14 protein-coding genes are annotated in these 18117 nt (G+C 63.5%); 9 read left to right on the top strand and 5 right to left on the bottom strand.

Annotated features, from left to right (window positions below; genetic code table 11):
- The first annotated feature begins 63 nt into the window (after positions 1-63).
- The 4 genes from AC1RTB_RS20965 (at position 64) to AC1RTB_RS20950 (ending at position 5332) form a co-directional block, all read left to right on the top strand.
- On the top strand, positions 64-1317 hold the full coding sequence (locus tag AC1RTB_RS20965) for a sarcosine oxidase subunit beta family protein (RefSeq protein ID WP_476788057.1): 1254 nt from the start codon (positions 64-66) through the stop codon (positions 1315-1317).
- A gap of 16 nt (positions 1318-1333) precedes the next feature.
- Entirely contained in the window at positions 1334-1642 is a 309-nt protein-coding gene (locus AC1RTB_RS20960) for a sarcosine oxidase subunit delta (RefSeq protein WP_492879371.1), read from the top strand.
- 143 nt (positions 1643-1785) lie between these two features.
- A complete protein-coding gene (locus tag AC1RTB_RS20955) occupies positions 1786-4707 on the top strand; it encodes a sarcosine oxidase subunit alpha family protein (protein ID WP_492879595.1) in 2922 nt (973 codons plus the stop codon).
- The gene (locus tag AC1RTB_RS20950) at positions 4700-5332 is read left to right on the top strand and encodes a sarcosine oxidase subunit gamma (protein ID WP_492879369.1); all 633 of its coding nucleotides are present in this window, start codon (positions 4700-4702) and stop codon (positions 5330-5332) included. The genes AC1RTB_RS20955 and AC1RTB_RS20950 overlap by 8 nt, the downstream gene beginning before the upstream one ends.
- Positions 5333-5485: 153 nt before the next feature.
- On the opposite strand, the gene AC1RTB_RS20945 is transcribed toward AC1RTB_RS20950, so the two are convergent.
- Positions 5486-5860, bottom strand: a complete 375-nt coding sequence (locus AC1RTB_RS20945) for a BRA0787 family protein (protein ID WP_492879367.1) — start codon at positions 5858-5860, stop codon at positions 5486-5488.
- 361 nt (positions 5861-6221) lie between these two features.
- Here AC1RTB_RS20945 and AC1RTB_RS20940 point away from each other — a divergent pair, with 361 nt between their 5' ends.
- The 3 genes from AC1RTB_RS20940 to AC1RTB_RS20930 all read left to right on the top strand — a co-directional run bounded on the left by AC1RTB_RS20940 (position 6222) and on the right by AC1RTB_RS20930 (position 11007).
- Positions 6222-8930, top strand: a complete 2709-nt coding sequence (locus AC1RTB_RS20940) for a phosphoenolpyruvate carboxylase (RefSeq protein WP_492879365.1) — start codon at positions 6222-6224, stop codon at positions 8928-8930.
- 43 nt (positions 8931-8973) lie between these two features.
- The gene (gene glyA / locus AC1RTB_RS20935; RefSeq protein ID WP_492879363.1) at positions 8974-10278 is read left to right on the top strand and encodes a serine hydroxymethyltransferase; all 1305 of its coding nucleotides are present in this window, start codon (positions 8974-8976) and stop codon (positions 10276-10278) included.
- A gap of 81 nt (positions 10279-10359) precedes the next feature.
- Positions 10360-11007 carry a LuxR C-terminal-related transcriptional regulator gene (locus tag AC1RTB_RS20930; protein ID WP_476788053.1) on the top strand — a complete coding sequence of 216 codons (648 nt, stop codon included), beginning with the start codon at positions 10360-10362 and terminating at the stop codon, positions 11005-11007.
- 6 nt (positions 11008-11013) lie between these two features.
- Here the strand turns inward: AC1RTB_RS20930 and AC1RTB_RS20925 are convergent, their stop codons facing one another.
- Positions 11014-11796: an anti-sigma factor family protein gene (locus AC1RTB_RS20925; RefSeq protein WP_492879361.1), complete on the bottom strand. Its 783-nt coding sequence runs from the start codon at positions 11794-11796 to the stop codon at positions 11014-11016.
- Complete coding sequence (locus tag AC1RTB_RS20920) at positions 11793-12332, bottom strand: RNA polymerase sigma factor (protein ID WP_492879359.1); 540 nt, start codon at positions 12330-12332, stop codon at positions 11793-11795. The genes AC1RTB_RS20925 and AC1RTB_RS20920 overlap by 4 nt, the downstream gene beginning before the upstream one ends.
- Before the next feature lie 178 nt (positions 12333-12510).
- On the opposite strand from AC1RTB_RS20920, the gene AC1RTB_RS20915 reads away from it, so the two are divergent.
- Entirely contained in the window at positions 12511-13890 is a 1380-nt protein-coding gene (locus tag AC1RTB_RS20915; protein WP_492879357.1) for a S8 family serine peptidase, read from the top strand.
- A 60-nt stretch (positions 13891-13950) separates the two neighbouring features.
- On the opposite strand, the gene AC1RTB_RS20910 is transcribed toward AC1RTB_RS20915, so the two are convergent.
- Positions 13951-15174, bottom strand: coding sequence for a glycerate kinase family protein (locus AC1RTB_RS20910; protein WP_492879355.1), 1224 nt, complete (start codon positions 15172-15174; stop codon positions 13951-13953).
- A gap of 154 nt (positions 15175-15328) precedes the next feature.
- Positions 15329-16777 (bottom strand): SLC13 family permease, encoded by a 1449-nt coding sequence (locus AC1RTB_RS20905; protein WP_492879353.1) that lies wholly within the window; start codon positions 16775-16777, stop codon positions 15329-15331.
- A gap of 265 nt (positions 16778-17042) precedes the next feature.
- On the opposite strand from AC1RTB_RS20905, the gene AC1RTB_RS20900 reads away from it, so the two are divergent.
- A complete protein-coding gene (locus AC1RTB_RS20900; RefSeq protein ID WP_492879351.1) occupies positions 17043-18116 on the top strand; it encodes a GlxA family transcriptional regulator in 1074 nt (357 codons plus the stop codon).
- The last annotated feature ends 1 nt before the right edge of the window (position 18117 follow it).

Genomic DNA, 18117 nt, shown 5'->3' with positions numbered 1-18117 from the left:
GCCCGGTCTTCCAGATCGGGCGCGGGCCTCGGACACACCTCACATTTCGCCGGAACACATGCGATGAAATATTCGATCTTCTCACTCGCCAAGGAAGCCCTGTCCGGCCACAAGGGCTGGACCCGCGCCTGGCGCGATCCGGCACCCAAGAGCCACTACGACGTGATCATCATCGGCGGCGGCGGACACGGGCTCGCCACGGCTTATTTCCTCGCCAACGAGTATGGCATCCGCAATGTCGCGGTGCTCGAAAAGGGCTGGATCGGCTCCGGCAACGCCGGCCGCAACACCACCATCATCCGCTCCAATTACGGACTTCCCGGCAATACCGGCTTCTACGAGATGTCGATGAAGCTGTGGGAGCGCATGGAGCAGGATCTCAATTACAACGCGATGGTCTCCCAGCGCGGCATCATCAACCTCTATCACTCCGATGCCCAGCGCGACGCCTTTGCCCGCCGCGGCAACACCATGCGCATCAATGGCATCGACGCAGAATTGCTCGACGCCGTGCAGATCCGCAAGGAACTGCCGTTCCTCAATTACGACAGCCCGCGCTTCCCAATCATGGGCGGCTTGATGCAGCGCCGCGGCGGCACCGCCCGCCACGATGCGGTGGTTTGGGGTTATGCGCGCGCTGCCGACCAGCGTGGCGTCGACATCATCCAGAATTGCGAAGTCACCGGCTTCGTGCGCGACCAGAATGGCAAGGTCACCGGCGTCGAGACATCGCGCGGCAAGATCAGCGCCGGCAAGGTTGGCATGGCGGTCGCCGGCAGCACCTCTCGTGTCGCTGCCATGGCCGGCATGAAGCTGCCGATCGAAAGCCACGTGCTCCAGGCCTTCGTTTCCGAGGCGATCAAGCCGCTCATCCCCGGTGTCATCACCTTCGGTGCCGGACACTTCTACATCAGCCAGTCCGACAAGGGCGGCCTCGTCTTCGGTGGCGATCTTGATGGCTACAATTCCTACGCCCAGCGCGGCAACATGCCGGTGGTCGAGGACGTCTGCGAAGGCGGCATGGCGGTCATGCCGATGATCGGCCGCGTCCGCATGCTGCGCCAGTGGGGCGGCATCATGGATATGTCGATGGACGGCACCCCGATCATCGACAAGACCCCGATCGACGGCCTCTATCTCAACGCCGGCTGGTGTTATGGCGGCTTCAAGGCGACGCCGGCTTCGGGCCTCGTCTTTGCCCATTTGCTGGCGCGCGACGAACCGCACCCTGAAGCCGCGCGCTTCCGGCTCGACCGGTTCCGCCGCGGCGCGATGATTGATGAAAAGGGCCAAGGCGCCCAACCCAACCTGCACTGAAAGCGAGACTGGCGGAATGCGTATTGCATGTCCTTTCTGCGGCGAACGCGAGAATGGCGAGTTCACCTATCTCGGCGACGCTTCGCCCAAGCGGCCCAACTTCGCAATCGATAGCGGCGAAAGCCCCGATCGCGTCGAGGACGCTTTCCACGACTATGTCTATCTGCGCGACAACGTCGCCGGCTACATGCGCGAATACTGGTATCACGGCGGCGGCTGCCGCTCCTGGCTGATAGCCGAGCGCAACACGGTGACGCACGAATTCAGATCGGTGACCGCAGCCCCAGGCGTGGGCGCGGCCAAGCCGGTGCAGGCAGGAGAATAAAGATGTCGGGCTATTCCGGATCTGAACCGCTCGACAGGACGGCAGCACTTGAGGGCAGCACCCCCAGCGCGCGCAGCCAGGCAGCGTCCGCCAGCCAGTCGCACCGGCTGCGCAGCGGCGGCCTGATCGACCGCCAGGCACCAATGCAGTTTTCCTTCGACGGCAAGGTCATGTCCGGCTTTGCCGGCGATACGCTGGCTTCCGCGCTCGTTGCCAACGGCGTCAAGCTGGTGGCGCGCTCGTTCAAATATCACCGCCCGCGCGGCATCATCACCGCCGGCTCGGAAGAGCCGAGCGCACTCGTCGAGATGCGAACCGGTGCGCGTAAGGAACCAAACACCCGCGCCACCACGCAGGAGCTCTATGACGGGCTTGTCGCCCAGAGCCAGAACCGCTGGCCGTCGCTGCGCCGCGACGTCATGTCGATCAACCAGCTGTTTTCGCCGATCTTCGTCGCCGGCTTCTACTACAAGACCTTCATGTGGCCTGCGAAGTTCTGGGAAGCGATCTACGAACCGATCATCCGCCGCGCTGCTGGTCTCGGCAAGAGTGCCGAGCTGCCCGATCCCGATCATTACGACAAGGCCTGGGCCCATTGCGACGTGCTCGTCGTTGGTGGCGGGGCCGCCGGTCTTTCGGCCGCATTGGCGGCTGGCCGGGCCGGCTCGCGTGTCATTCTTGTCGAAGAAGACGTTCGTGTTGGTGGCCGCCTGCTCAGCGATGGCGGCGAGATCGACGGCATGCATGCCGAGGAATGGGTGCGTCGCACGAGCGATGAACTCACCTCGCTGCCAAACGTCCGCATCATGGTCCGTACCGCACTGTTCGGCGTTTATGACGGCGGCGTCCATACAGCGCTCGAACGCGTCAACGACCATGTTCCGGTGCCCGGTCCGCATCAGGTCCGCCAGCGTCTCTGGCGCATCGTCGCCAAGCGCTCGGTCGTCACCGCCGGCGCCATCGAGCGGCCGATCGCCTTCCCGGGCAACGACCGTCCGGGCGTGATGATGGCATCCGCCGTCCGCACCTATGTCAACCGCTTCGCAGCGATGCCGGGCAAGCGCGTTGCGCTGTTCACCAACAATGACGATGGCTGGCGCACGGTCGAGGCGATCCAGCAGGCCGGTGGCGACATCGCCGCTGTCATTGACCCGCGCGGCAAGGTGCCGGCGGAATACCAGGCGCTGGCCGAACTTTCGGATCTGCGCGTGCTCGCGGGCGGCGTGTCCGACGTCAAGGGCGGCGTCGACGGCGTGCGCGGTGTCGTCGTTACCGACAACAACGGCCGCAAGCAGCAGATCGACGCCGACTGCCTGGCTGTTTCAGGCGGCTGGAACCCCAATGTCGGGCTGTCCTGCTTCCATCGCGGCAAGCCCGTGTGGCGTGACGATATCGCCGCCTTCATTCCCGGCGAAGCGCCCAAGGGCATGGTCATGGCCGGTGCTGCGCGTGGCGAGCTGTCACTCGGCGCTTGCCTGCGCGACGGCCATGCCGCAGGCGCGGCGGCTGCCGCCGATTGCGGCGCTACTGGCAATGCCGGCGAGGCATCGGAAGCCGGTGACGAGTCCTACGCGATCTCGCCGCTCTGGCAGGTCAAGGCCAAGGGCAAGGCATTCGTCGACTTCCAGCACGACGTCACCGTATCCGACGTGACGCTGGCGCAGCGCGAAGGCTTTGAAAGCGTCGAGCATCTCAAGCGCTACACCACGCTTGGCATGGCGACCGACCAGGGCAAGACCTCCAACATCACCGGCCTTGCCATCATGGCCGATGCGACAGGCCGCACCATCCCGCAGACCGGCACGACGATCTACCGTCCGCCCTATGCGCCGGTGGCGATCGGCGCGCTCGCCGGCCACCACCGCGACGAGAGCTTCCACGCCTGGCGCCTGACACCCTCGCACCACTGGGCGGCTGCGCGTGGCGCGGTGTTCGTCGACACTGGCCTGTGGAAGCGCGCGCAATGGTATCCGCAACCGGGCGAAAAGGACTGGATTGAATCGGTCACCCGCGAAGTGCTTGCGGTGCGCAACGGCGTGGGCTTCTGCGACGTCTCGACGCTCGGCAAGGTCGACGTGCGCGGTGCGGACGCCGGCACCTTCCTCGACCGCGTCTACATCAACGCCTTTTCCTCGCTTGCCGTCGGCAAGGCGCGTTACGGCCTGATGCTGCGCGAAGACGGCATCGTCATGGACGACGGCACGACCTCGCGCATCGCCGAAGACCACTACTTCCTGACCACGACCACGGCCAAGGCCGGCCCTGTGATGGCGCATCTCGAATTCTGCCGCCAGGTGCTCTGGCCCGAACTCGACGTGCAGCTGTCTTCCGCCTCCGACCAGTGGGCGCAGTTCTCCATCGCCGGGCCCAACACCCGCAAGCTGCTGCAGGAACTTGTCGATCCGTCTGAAGACATGACCAACGAAGGCTTCCCCTTCATGGGCGCCCGCGAGGTCAAGCTGCGCGGCGGTGTCACGGCGCGCCTGTTCCGCATCTCGTTTTCAGGTGAAATCGCCTTCGAGATCTCGGTTCCGGCCCGCTATGGCGGTGCCATGGCGCAAAACCTGATGATCGCCGGTCGTGATCTGGGCGTCACGCCTTACGGCACCGAAGCACTCGGCGTCATGCGCATCGAAAAGGGCCACGTCGCGGGTCCCGAGCTCAACGGCACCACGACCGCCGACGATCTTGGCCTCGGCAAGATGATGTCCAAGAAAAAGGACTTCATCGGCCGCGTCATGGCCGGCCGCGAAGGGCTGACTGCCACTGATCGTCAGGTCGTCGTCGGTATCAAGCCGCTCGATCCTAAGCGCCGCCTGCGCTCGGGTGCCCATGTCGTCCCCAAGGGTGCGATCCCGGGTCCGCAGACGGACCAGGGCTACGTCACCTCGGTCTGCTATTCGCCGATGCTGGAACAGTGGATCGGCCTTGGCCTGGTCGAACGCGGCCGCGAGCGGTTCGGCGAAATCGTGCGCATCCACGACCCGCTGCGCAGCGAGGACTACGAAGCCGAAATCTGCAACCCAGTCTTCTACGATCCAGAAGGAGCGCGCCAGCGTGGTTGATTATCTCTGGAACACCCAATCGCCACTGCAGAAGGCGCTCGTTCCCGGCCGTCACGGCGCGGCCGGAGCACATGTCGGGGTAACCCTGCAAGAAGTGCGCGATATCGTGCTGGTGCAGGTCATGGCGCGGCGCGGCAAGGCCACGGAAACCGCCAAGGCAGCCAAGAAGCTGTTCGGGGCTGAGGCGCCCAGCACACCCAAGGCTGTCAAAGGCAAGACCGCCACGCTGATCTGGTCTGGTCCCGACCAGTTCACCGTCATTGCGCCACGCACCGATGAGACGTCGCAGCTTGCAGCGATGGCCCAGGCCTTTGCCGGCTCGGCATCGCTGTCCGACCAGTCGGACGGCCGTTGCCTGATCCGCGTTTCAGGTCCGCGTGGAAGCGAAGCGATCGCCAAGTTCTCGTCGCTCGACTTGCACGACTCAGCCTTTCCGGTCGGTACAGCGGCGAACACCTCGGTCGACCACACGGCGGTGAATTTCTGGCGCGAGGCCAATGGTGCCGACGGGTACCCGGTCTACAACATGCTGGTCTTCACCAGCTTCTCCGACAGCCTGTGGCACACCATCGTGGATTCGTCGCTGGAATATGGCGTCGAAGCTTCGAGCGCCAAGGCAGCCTGACACGCGCTGAACATCAGCCATAAGAAAAGCCCCTGATCGGGGCTTTTTTCTTTTGGCATTTTGGCGCCGCGCCAAACTGAAATTCAAGCACGGAAAAGCTCTGCCGCAAGCGCCGGAGGACCTATGGCAGAGCCGGATGCGGCAGTGACTGAATCAGGCCTCGACGCATGCCTTGTGGGCGAGCGATGCGGTCGGGCGCAGCAGCGACAGGGTCAGGCGCTCGACGCAAAGCGGCATCACAAGCTTGGCGCCATCGGCATAAAACGAGCCGCCCGTGGCCCGGAACGAGCCCTTGTCGATGATGGTTTCGAGCACGTCGCGCGTGCGCAGCGGCAACAGATCGGTGCAAGCGCTCATGCGGGCGAAGATATGGCTGATGGGCACGTTGAAGCTGTCGACCGCTACGAGCGGTTCTTCGCTTCCTTCCTTCCATTCCTCGAGCGCTTCGAGCGCGTCGTGAAAGGCGTTCTGGAGGGTGATGGGCGCGTGGCCCTCGAAAAGTTCCGGCAGCACTTTCTGCATTGGCATGTTCCTCTTCAAGCTCGGTTGGATCGTGCTGCGGCGATGCGGATTTCGGTAGTGGACCTCACTTTCATGCGCCTCCCTGACTTGCCTGATATGCAACATACTTGCACATGAGTTAAATGTCGTCCACTGCAAAACGCGCTGGACCAATGCTGACGAAGTTCCTGTTTTTGCGCCCGGAGCGGTAGTCCAATTTGTGCCAGGCGATCATCGTTCGGCCAGTGCCGGCACCACCCGAACGAATGGGAAATCTACCCGTCCGGGGCGTTTTCAAGCCGGCGTAAAAACTGTCTGCTCCTCATTAGGAAAACTGCATCTTCTCAGGTGGCCGGCTCAATGAGGCGGCGTCTGGGAACAACTCAAGATGAACGGGTGCCGCTTGGAGGAGAGCAGACCACTCAGCTTTCGCGAAGACGTCCGTAGCCTGCTTTTCAGGTTGCTCCTGGCCGTCGTCAGCGAACGCGAGCCCGATATGGCGGAGGTGCTCACCGGCCGCGTGAGCCTTGATGCGCTGGCCAGCGAGCAACGCATTGCAGCACTGCAGGCGACCGGCATCTGGTTCCAGCTTGTCGCCATCGCCAACGAGCTGCTGGCCATGCGTTCACGCCGCGAGCTTGAGCAGATGGGCGGCGCCGACGAGGTGATCGGCTCGTTTGCCAATGTCATGGGCGAAATAGCAGCCGGCGGCTACCCGGCCGAGCAGATTCAGGCCACTCTCGACGACCTTTGCGTCGGCCCGACAATGACGGCGCATCCGACCGAGGCCAAGCGCGTCACCGTGCTTGAAATCCATCGCCGCATCTATCGCAAGCTGACCGAACTCGAACAGCAGCGCTGGGCGCCGCGCGAACGCGAGCAGCACATCAGCGACCTCAAGAGCGAGATCGAGCTTTTGTGGATGTCGGGCGAACTGCGGCTCGAACGGCCGTCGGTGGAACGCGAGATTGCCTGGGGCCTGCACTTCTTCCGCGAAGTGATCTTCGAGGCGACGCCCAAGCTTTATGACTCGGTCGAAGAAGCGCTGGCGCGCCACTATCCGGAATATGATCTGAAGGTGCCGTCCTTCATGCGTTATGCCTCCTGGATCGGTGGCGACCGCGACGGCAATCCGAATGTCACGGCCAAGACCACGACCTATGCGCTTAACGAATGCCGCCAGGCGATCATCGGCTGGTACATCGGCCAGGTGCGCAAGCTGGTCACGGTGCTCAGCGTCAGCGCCAATGTCGTCGAGATCCCTGAGATCTTCATCAAGGCTCTGGGTCATGCGCTGCATCGCAGCGGCAATGCCTCGGAGATCGTCGCGCGCAATCCCGATGAGCCGCTGCGCCAGTTCGCCGCCGCGATGCTCGACCGTCTGGAAGCGATGCGCGGCGAGGCTTCGGCCAAGCCTTATGCCCGTGCGGATGGTTTCAAGGCGGATTTGCGCGAGCTTGAAAGCGTGCTGGCCAAGCTCGGTGGCAAGCTGATCGCCAAGCGTTTTGTTCGGCCCTTGCGCCAGCAGGTCGAGACCTTCGGTTTCCGCACCGTTTCGCTCGACATTCGCCAGAACTCCACCGTCGTCAATCGTGTGCTGGCCGAGCTGTTCAAGCTTGCCGACCCGGCTGCGGCCCCGGCACCCGACACGCCGCAATGGACCACGCGCATCCGCGCGGCGCTGAATTCCGGCGAGCAGCTGGAAGTCGACCGGTTGGCGCTTTCCGAAGAAGCGCAGGAACTGCTCGACCTGTTCGACGTCATCCGCAAGGCTTCGGCTGGCCTGAATGGCGGCGCGGTCGGTGCCTTCATCCTGTCGATGACGCGGTCGAGCGACGATCTCCTGGCCGTCTATCTGCTTGCCCAATATTCCGGCCTGGCGACCGCGATGGACGGCAGTGGCACCATCGCACTTCGCGTCGTGCCGCTGTTTGAAACCATCGACGACCTGCGCGCCGCTCCCGAAATCCTCGACCAGCTGTTTGCCGTCTCCATTGTCCGCCGCTCGGTGCGCGATTTCGGCAACGCTCAGGAGGTCATGCTCGGCTATTCCGACTCCAACAAGGACGGCGGTTTCCTTGCCTCCAACTGGGAGCTGAACAAGGCACAGCGGCGGATCACGGCACTCGGCATCAAGCGCAAGGTCAAGATCAGCTTCTTCCATGGTCGCGGCGGTTCGGTCAGCCGTGGCGGCGCGCCGACGGGCAGGGCGATCGCGGCCCAGCCGGCCGGAACGATCGGTGGGGCGATGCGCGTCACCGAGCAAGGTGAGGTCGTTTCATCGAAATTCGCCAATCGCGGCACCGGGCTCTATCAGCTCGAAATCCTGGCTGCGAGTGTTTTTGCCCATAGCGTCAAGTCGCCCAATGAAGCCGAGCTCAAGGACATCCCCGAGTTCAGCGAAGCACTGGAAGCACTGACCGGCATGTCGCAGGCGTCGTATTCCGGCCTGATCAACGAGCCGGGCTTCATCGACTATTTCCACCAGGCAAGCCCGGTCGAGGAGCTTTCGCTGCTCAAGATCGGCTCGCGCCCAGCGCGGCGTTTCGGCGCCCGCGACATCTCCGACCTGCGCGCCATTCCTTGGGTCTTCGCCTGGAGCCAGAACCGTCATCTGTTGACCAACTGGTACGGCATCGGCAGCGCGCTGAACTCCTTCGTCAACGTGCGCGGCGAGGCTGGTCTGGAACTGCTCAGGCAGATGTTCGAGCGCTCACGCTTCTTTCGCCTCGTCGTCGACGAGGTCGACAAGGGCCTCTACCAGTCCGACATGGACATTGGCTGTCTCTATGCCGGACTGGTGCAGGACCGCGAGGTCGGCGAGCGCATCTACCGCAAGATATCGGCCGAATATGCACTGACGCGGCGGATGATCTCCGAGGTCAATGGCGGCCTGAAGCTGTCAGAGCGTTTTCCGGCCTTCAAGCGCCATTTCGACCGCATCCGGCCGCAGATGGACTCGATCCACCGGCTGCAGGTGCAGCTCTTGCGCGAAGTTCGCGCCCAGGACGGTGCCACCGCCAATCCCAAGCGCGCGGTCAATGCGCTCTTGCTTTCGATCAACTGCATTTCCGCCGGTCTCGGCTGGACCGGATGAGCACAAATTTGGGCGCCGCGCGGCGCTATTAGGGAGGAGCCTCATGAATATCCCCACCAGACCCGGCATCGGCAGTGTCCGCCACTTCTTCCGCACCGGCGTTGCCCAGGCGGACCCCGCCGTCAGCGACGCGATGGGCCGTGAGCTTCAGCGCCAGCGCGACGAGATCGAGTTGATCGCGTCCGAGAACATCGTCTCCAAGGCGGTGCTTGAGGCGCAAGGTTCGGTGCTGACCAATAAATATGCCGAGGGTTATCCCGGCCGCCGCTATTATGGCGGCTGCGCTTATGTCGACGAGATCGAGGATCTGGCGCGCGAACGCGCCAAGACGATGTTCGGCTGCACATTCGCCAACGTCCAGCCCAATTCGGGCAGCCAGGCCAACCAGTCGGTGTTCATGGCGCTGATGCAGCCCGGCGACACCTTCCTGGGCCTCAACCTTTCCGCAGGCGGGCACCTGACCCATGGCGCGCCGGTCAACCAGTCCGGCAAGTGGTTCAACGTCGTCTCTTACGGCGTCAAGCCAGACACCTGCCGCATCGACATGGACGAGGTGCGCGACCTCGCCAGGAAGCACCAGCCCAAGGTGATCCTCGCCGGCGGTTCGGCCTATCCGCGCATCATCGACTTCAAGGCGTTTCGCGAGATCGCCGACGAGGTTGGCGCCAAGCTGTTCGTCGACATGGCGCATTTCGCCGGCCTGGTTGCCGGTGGCGTCCATCCCAACCCGCTCGAACACGCCCATGTCGTGACCACAACCACCCACAAGACCCTGCGGGGGCCGCGCGGCGGCATGGTGCTGTCCAACGACGAAGAGATCGGCAAGAAGATCAATTCGGCTGTCTTCCCAGGCCTGCAGGGCGGACCGTTGATGCATGTCATCGCCGCCAAGGCGGTTGCCTTTGGCGAAGCGCTGACGCCCGACTTCAAGGTCTATGCCGCCAACGTCGTATCCAACGCCAAGGCGCTCGCCGAAACGCTGCAGGATGGTGGTGTCGATATCGTCTCGGGCGGTACCGACACGCATCTGATGCTTGTCGATCTTAGGCGCAAGAACCTCACCGGCAAGGCTGTCGAAGCAGCGCTCGGCCGTGCCCACATCACGTGCAACAAGAACGGCATTCCGTTCGATCCGCAGGGCCCGATGGTCACCTCAGGTGTTCGTCTCGGCACGCCTGCCTGCACCACGCGCGGTTTCCTCAACGAGGAATTCCGCCAGGTCGGGCGCATGACGATGGCCGTCATCGACGGACTTGCGGCCAATGGCGAGCAAGGCAACGCCAAGATCGAGGCTGCCGTGCGCGAAGAAACACGCGATTTGGTCGGACGATTCCGAATCTACGACTGATATCTGTCGTAGAAGAGCGGGCATTGCCTTGGTGAATTCGATTGGAATGCGCCAAGGCACGATGCCTGAGATGGCGGGCTGATGGCGCAACAAAAGAAGCTGAATGTCCTGATCGCCGAGCGCAATCCGCTGGTGATTTCGGCCTTGCGCGATATGATCAGCCGCGACGAGCGCTTTGATTTCGCCGAGGGAGTCCAAAGCGGTGAGGCCTTCATACGGGCCGTGGAGGAAGCGCGGCCGGCTTTCGACGTCGCCATCGTCGGCTGGAAGCTTTCCGACATGGATGCCGGCGAGGTGTTGGCCGAACTCCAGCGCCGGCAGCTTGTGGCGCGGCTGGTCATCTTTTCCAACGACCACGATGTTGGCATTCTGAAGCAATGCGTGCGGCTCGGCGCCCAGGGCTTCTGCTATCAGTTCGACGACCCGTGCATCCTGTTCGACACGCTGCTTGCGGTCGCCAATGGCCGCATCTGCATACCTTATGTCGATGTCGCCAAGATCAACGAGACACCACTGTCGCGCCTGACGACACGCGAACTCGAGCTGCTTGGCGTTTTGGCCGACGGCTGGACCAATTTGCAGATCGCGACACGGACCGGGATCTCGGAGAACACGGTCAAATATCACCTGAAGAATCTCTACGACAAGCTGGGCGTGCGCAACCGCGCCATGGCGGTCGCGCTCTATGCCAGCGAACGCAAGCGCGGCCCGCAGCCAAGCCCGCGATAGAGCCGGTCAAGGCAGGCCAAGCGCCTTTTTCTCTTCCGCTTCCGACAGCGGCGCCCCGGCCTGGGTGGTGGTCAGATACGCATCGACAGTCTCGGAGGCCCCGGCCGGAACATAGTCTTGTCCAGCGGCAGGTGCCGCCACGGCTAGCCTGACATCCCAATTCTGGTCTGCGCGACAAACGACCGAAACAAGCGACGACTTCGACGCGCGATGAAGCTCGAACTCGCGGCACAGCGCGCCGGCCTCGTCGCGGAAGCTGGAAACGAGTCTTACCGTCGTGTCGCCGACTGTCACGTCATTCCCTGATGGCGTGGCGTCGAGCACCCTGATGATCGCCGGGTCGCTGATCGAAGCAACGGCTAGGACATCCCGAACCGGCCCGCCGGCCTTGCCGGCGAGATACCCGCCGGCGCCGACGATGACGGCTGCGAGCGAGGCCGCCAACGGCATTGCCCAGCTCGAGCTGACTTTGCGTGGTGCGCGCGGCTGGAAGGTGACGACGTTGTCGGGGGCAAGCTGCTTGGTTGCGTCGACAGGTGCATTTTCCCGCTGACGCGCCTCGTCGATCAATCTCTGCACCGACAACGTCAGCGCCTCGGGTACCGGCTCGTCGATCAACGGCTTCAGCGCCGCCGATGCCTGGGCGCGGCTTTCCATGAAGGTGGCGACGCGGACAACAAATGCGTCGTCCGTGCCCATGGCTTCTTCGATCGCCGCTGTGGTTTCAGCGTCGAGTTCGCCGTCGGCGAAGGCCATCAGGGTTTCGTCGTCGAAATCGCGCCTGCTCATATGTTCCCACCTTTTTCGGGTAAACGGTCGGCCGCCGGGTTTATTCCGGCTACCTCGGCAAGATTCTTGCGGGCGCGGGCAAGCCTGCTCATGACAGTGCCAATGGGGATCGACAGCACCTCGGCCGCTTCCTTGTAGGACAGGTCCTCGACGCAGACGAGCAGCAGCACCTCGCGCTGCTCGTCGACAAGCTCGTCGATCGCCACAGCCACGCTTTTCAACGTGAGGCGCGCTTCGACATCGCGTTCGCCGCTCGAACCGACGATGTCCTGACGGTCGTCGATGTCCTCGCGCGGGCCAGCCGTCTTGGTGCGCCTGACCTGGTCGATCCACAGATTGCGAAGGATGCGGAACATCCATGCGTCGAAGCGGCTGCCCGGTTCGAACCGCTCCTGTCCGGCGAGCGCCCGCTCGCAAGCCGCCTGCACCAGGTCGTCGGCGAGATCGCGCGACCGGCATAGCGAGATGGCGAACCGCCGCAGATTGGGCAGGAAAGCGACCAGACGATCGCTGACCGGAACATCGTCACCCTTCATGCAGTCGTATCCTGTCTCTCCCCCGCGAATAATACGGTCCCCCACGGAATAAGAAGGGGCTTCGTCCGTTGGGCCCAAAATGCACAAATGTAGTCAAAATGATATGGGATGCCGAAAGGCTTATGTGGATCGCTAACATTTGCAGTCGGTGCGCCATATCGCCAGGAAAGGACGAGCCATGCCTCTGAAGCCCCCGTCGGGTTCACTCGCTGTTGTTTTCGCGCTGGCGTTGAGCGGCGCGACCTTTGGCGCCCCTGCGGCATATCAGTCGCTGGGACAGGTTTTTGGAACCGGCTTGGCATTCGCCGATGACGACGATGACGGAGGAAGTGGTGGCGGCGGAAGCTCTCGCGGCGCCAAGGATTCCAGCTCGGCGGCGCAAGGGGTGGGAAAGGGGCGCAATCTTTTCGACTATTTCCGCAAATCCGAACCACGCCGGAAGGCAGTTGCGCGCCCGGCTCCTGCGCTTGTGCGCCAGGCGCCGCGAGAGATCGTGGCACTCGGTCTCGATCAGGCGGCGATCACGAACCTGACTGCCGCAGGCTATCTGATTGGTGATCGTGCGAATGTTGCGCTCGTCGGGGCCGAAATCGTCAAACTCAGCGTTCCCAACGGCACGACGCTCGAAGCCGCGCGCGCACAGGTGGCAGCCGCAGCGCCCAACGCGGTGGTCGATTTCAACCATTTCTACCGGCCCGATCAGGACCGTCCCGACCCTTGCGGCGCGGACCAGTGCCTTGCGCGCCATGTCGTTGGCTGGCCTGCGACCGGGGCGATGCCGGATCGCTGTACGGCCCCGGTGCGGATCGGTCTCATCGACACGGCGATCAATGCCGACCATCTCGCCTTTGCCGGCGGGCGGATCGAAACGATCAGGCTGGGGACGGGCGACCTGCCTGAATCCGCGCGCCAGCATGGCACGGCGGTGGCAGCCCTGCTTGTCGGTTCTGCGGAAAGCCGGACGCCCGGCCTCGTGCCCGGCGGCGAACTCGTCGCTGTCGACGCTTTCCAGCGCAACGGCAATGACGACCGTTCCGCCGTCTACGATCTGGTGCGGGCGATTGACCTGTTGGCCGGCAAGGGCGTGCTGGTCATCAATATGAGCCTGACCGGCCCGGCGAACCTTTTGCTCGAGCGAACTGTCGAGTTGGCGGCACAGCGCGAGATCGTGCTGGTCGCGGCCGCCGGAAATGGCGGCCCGCGCGCCGCCCCTCTCTATCCCGGCGCTTATGAGGAGGTGATTGCGGTGACGGCGATCGACCGGCGCAAGAATGCCTATCGGCGCGCCGGAGCCGGCGACCATATCGACATCGCGGCACCTGGCGTTCAGGTGTGGACGGCGGCTTCGGTCAAAGGTGCTTCTTCCAAAACCGGCACGTCCTTTGCAGCACCCTTCGTCACTGCCGCGGCGGCGATGATCAAGGCGGCCAATCCGCAGCTCAAGGCCGACGAGGTCGAAGCGTTGTTGCGCAAGGGTGCCGAGGACCTCGGCCAACCCGGCAAGGACCCGGTGTTCGGCTGGGGTCTGCTCAACGCACGAGCGATCTGTCAGAGCTGACACATGGGTTCCACGAAAAAGCCGCCGCGACATTCGCAGCGGCTTTTTCGTTGGCGGTACTTAGGCTGCAACGCGCGGGTGGCTTTTCGAAAGCGCGGGCTGCTTTTGGCTGCGCCGCAACTTACTTGCCTGATTGAGGCGCATGCCGACCAGGATCATGCGCGAGGCGTCCTCGGCGGCGCGCACCAGCAATTTCGAGGCAGCACCGATGGCTTCGTCGAGGCTGCACGGCCGCTTGAGGATCGAGGCAAATGCGTCGATGCCGTGCTCGAAGTTCAGCGTCACACCCTTGCCGATGGTGCCGGCAAGCGCGATCACCGGCAGGCCTGCTGCCTTCGCCCTGTGGCCGACTTCCGCCGGCACCTTGCCGAAGGGGGTCTGGCCGTCGAGGCTGCCTTCAGCAGTGATGACGAGATTGGCGCGGTCGATCAGGCTGTCGAGGTCGAGGTAGTTCATCACGATTTCGTAGCGCGGATGGAGTTTGCCGGACAAAAGTCCAAGCACGGCCGCACCCAAGCCGCCCGACGCGCCAGCGCCTTCGGCCGCGCCGACGTCGATGTGGGTGGCGGCAGCAATATGCGCGGCATAGTTGTCCATGGCCTGCGCCAGCAGCTCGACCTGCTCGGGCGTTGCTCCTTTTTGCGGACCGAAGACACGTGCAACGCCACGCGGGCCCAGCAGCATATTGTGCCAGTTGACCGCGGCGTCGATGCGGACGCTTTCGAGACGCGGGTCGCGGCCCGACATGTCGATGCTGGCAAGCCTTGCGAGTTCCGCGCCGCCTGCGGCGAGCGGCCGGCCTTCATTGTCGAGGAACCGCACGCCAAGTGCCTCGGCCATGCCGGCACCACCATCATTGATGCCGCTGTCGCCGCAGCCGAGCAGGATGCGTTCGGCACCTGCGTCGAGTGCCGCCTTGATCAGTTCGCCAACGCCGTAGCTGGTGGTCAGGCACGGATTGCGCCTGTCGCGCGGCACCAGGCGCAGGCCTGCGGCAGCCGCCATTTCGATGACGGCGGTGGGCACAGGCGCGCCGCCGAGGAAGCCGAAAAACGACTGGACGGGATCACCGACCGGCCCGGTGACGGTGAGGCGGTGCATGGTGCCGCCGGTGGCCGCGACCAGCGCTTCGGTGAAGCCTTCGCCGCCGTCGACCATCGGTGCCTTGAGTATCTTCGCCTGCGGAAAAGCGCGCAGCACGCCTTCGCCGATGCAGTCGGCAACTTCATTGGCCGACAGGCTTTCCTTGAAGCCGGAAGGCGCGACAAGAACGGTGAATGTCATTGAGATAACTCCTCGTCTTCATGTGAACGATGGAGGAGAAACGGGGCGGACCTCGCTTTATTCCGCTAAAAAATAAAAATATTACAATGACTTACGAAAAAAGCAGACAAGCCATTGCTGGCTTGGCTGCTTGGGGTCTGGACGGCTGTTTAGGTCAGAGCGGTATGCCGAGCAGCGGCCAGGCGAAGATCGCGAAGGCCCCGAGCAAAGCGACGAAGGGCACAAAAAGCAGCGCGGAAAGCCACAGCAGATCGACCGCCGAAAAGGCGGGCGGCTCCATGCCACCGAACAATGTCACCGGCTTGGCCGAGACCATCAGCGTCTGGCAAAAGCCGCTGCCGAGTGTGACGACCAGGATCATCGCGGCGGGGTTCACGCCGAACCCGGTGAGCGGCAGCGCCAGTGCCGGGATGAGCACGGTGGCGCGTGCGGTGCGCGAGGTGATGACGATATGGGCAAGCGCGGACACGGTCGCGGCGAAGGCGATCAGGATCCACGGAGCGGGAGCAGCTGAGCCTTCGAAGGCTGTCATGACGCGATCGACCACTAGCTTGGCGGCACCTGACACAAGCAGGGCCTCGCCGATGACCAGCGTGGCAGCCAGAAACAGCAGCAGGTTCCATTCGACGCCTTTGAGCGCGGCCTTGAAGGTGATGCCCGAGACGGATTTCGAGGCGACGACAAGCGCGCCCACGAGCGCGACAACAGGCAGGCCAATGCCATGCAGGCTGCCGCCGGCCCAAAGCGCCACGGTCGCGCCAACCACGGCGAGAATGGTCTTGTCGCGGTTGGAGAATGGCTTTGCCGCCCCCTCGGCATGCGTTACCCGTGCTTTGCGGTCTTCGCCTTTGAGAAACACAAACAGGATCAGGCCGCAGGCAATGAGGCTGGAGATCAGCGCGAAGGGTGCGCTCAGCATCGCCCAGGTGGTGAAGTCGACAGGCTGGCCCGAAACGCGCTTGATCGCATCGGCCGCCACCAGATGCGCACCGGCACCGGTCAGCGAAGCGGCGGCTGAAAGCAGGATGACGGAGGGAAACAGCAAGGCGAGCGCGCGCGTCACTGTCGGCCTGCCGATGGCCGCTGAAAGGCTGAGGAAAATCGGCATCAGGATCGCCGCGCGCGCCGACGTCGACGGTACCAGGAAAGCGGTCAGGAAGATCGCGCCCGTTATTGCCCAGAAGATGCCTTGCACGGTCCGGAACGGAGCGAGCATGCGAAAAGCGCAGCGCTCGGCAAGGCCAGTCTGCTTCAACACCGCGCCGATGACGAAGGCGGCGAGCATCAGCACGACAATCTCGCTGCCGAGGGCCGAAAATAGCGCCTGCTCGCCGACGGCACCGGCCAAAACCAGCGCCAGCGCCCCGGCCAGCGCAACCGGCGTCTCCGGCAGGTCCATGACCGTCCAGGCGATTAGCGTGGCGGCAAAGACGGAAAGCGCGACGCGCATATCGGTCGACAGGCCATCGATGCTGGCAAAGATGGCGAAGGTCGCAAAGGCGATCAGCAAGGCGCCGACCAGGATGCGCACCAGGCGGAGCGAAATCTGCCGTTCGTGCGGGATAATCGCAACATCGGCGGGCAGTGCTGGGTTTTCCGACATCGGGCCTCTCTCCTTGGATACGCGCTGCGGCCAATAATCTTGAGCGCAACGTGCCTGTCTTGGTGTCGGCAGGGAGAACGGCTTGCCAGGCGCCTTATTCCACGCCGGCAAATGATTTTTTCGTGGCGATGCGGGAAGGGACAAGATTCGAAGGGGGCCATTTGGGACTTCTCGCTTTGACCTTCCCAGCGAGAATGCCGTCTCTTCTGGAATTCCATCTTCAGTTTCGAAGCGGGTTCCAGCCTCAATCCAGTGAGAGGCAGACGTGGCACAAAGCGCAATTCTCCCCGTAGTCAGCAGGCCTGTCTGGCCCGCAGTCACCCATGGCAGCCATCAGGCGAAAGCTGAGATCAGGCCGAAGGCGGCCGAGACTCAAGATATCCTCATTCTCGTCGTCGACGGGTTTTCGCTGATGAGCCTGTCGGGCCTGATCGAGCCGTTGAAGCAGGCCAACGACATCGCCAAACAGGTGCATTTCCAATGGCGCACGATCGGCGTCGAGCGGGCCCAGGCGACGTCGTCGTCGGGCATTTCGGTCAAGCTCGACGGCTGCCTTGGCGAACAGCATGCCGGCAATTTTCATGCCCTGCCGGCAACGATCCTGATCTGCGCCGGCGAGGACGTCGAAAACCATGCCAGCTGGCAGATCCGTTCGTTTCTCCAGCGCATGAAGCGCTGGGGCGTTTCGATCGGCGGGGTGGGCACCGGGGCGTGGCTTGTCGCCGACGCCGGGCTGCTTGCCGGGCGCGACTGCACCATCCACTGGAGCAAGATTCCGGCCTTCGCCGAAAAATTCCGCGACGCCAGGATCGACAACAGGCTGATCCAGCAGGACGAAAACATCTACACCTGCGCTGGCGAAATGGCGGCTTTCGACATGTCGATCGGCATGATCAACCGCATGATCGGCCATGAGACCGGCCAGCGCGTCAGCAACCATTTCGTCACCGACATGGCGCGCGCGCCCAACGAACGACAAAGGCTGCCGAAGGCGCTGAAGTATCGCACGCCGGGTGATCCCATGGTTCGGGCGATCACGTTGATGGAAAGCAACATCGCGGCGCCCAAGACGATGGGCGAAATCGCATCGAAGACCGGACTTTCACGCCGCCAGCTCGAACGCCTGTTCAAGCAGCATCTCGACAGCACGCCCTATCAATATTATCTCACGCTGCGGCTCGACTGGGCGCGCGATTTGCTGCGCCAGACAAGGATCCCGATCACTGAAGTCGCAATCGCCTCGGGCTTCACCAGCACGTCGCAGTTCTCCAAGTCGTTCAAGGATGCCTATGCCTGCCGGCCGTCGGATCTCCGCCAGGTCGGGGCAACGTCGGCGTAAG

The sequence above is a fragment of the Aminobacter sp. GW821-FHT11F06 genome (assembly GCF_058808215.1).
Note: the sequence above shows the minus strand (reverse complement) of the source record. Positions and strands in the feature narration are given on the sequence as shown.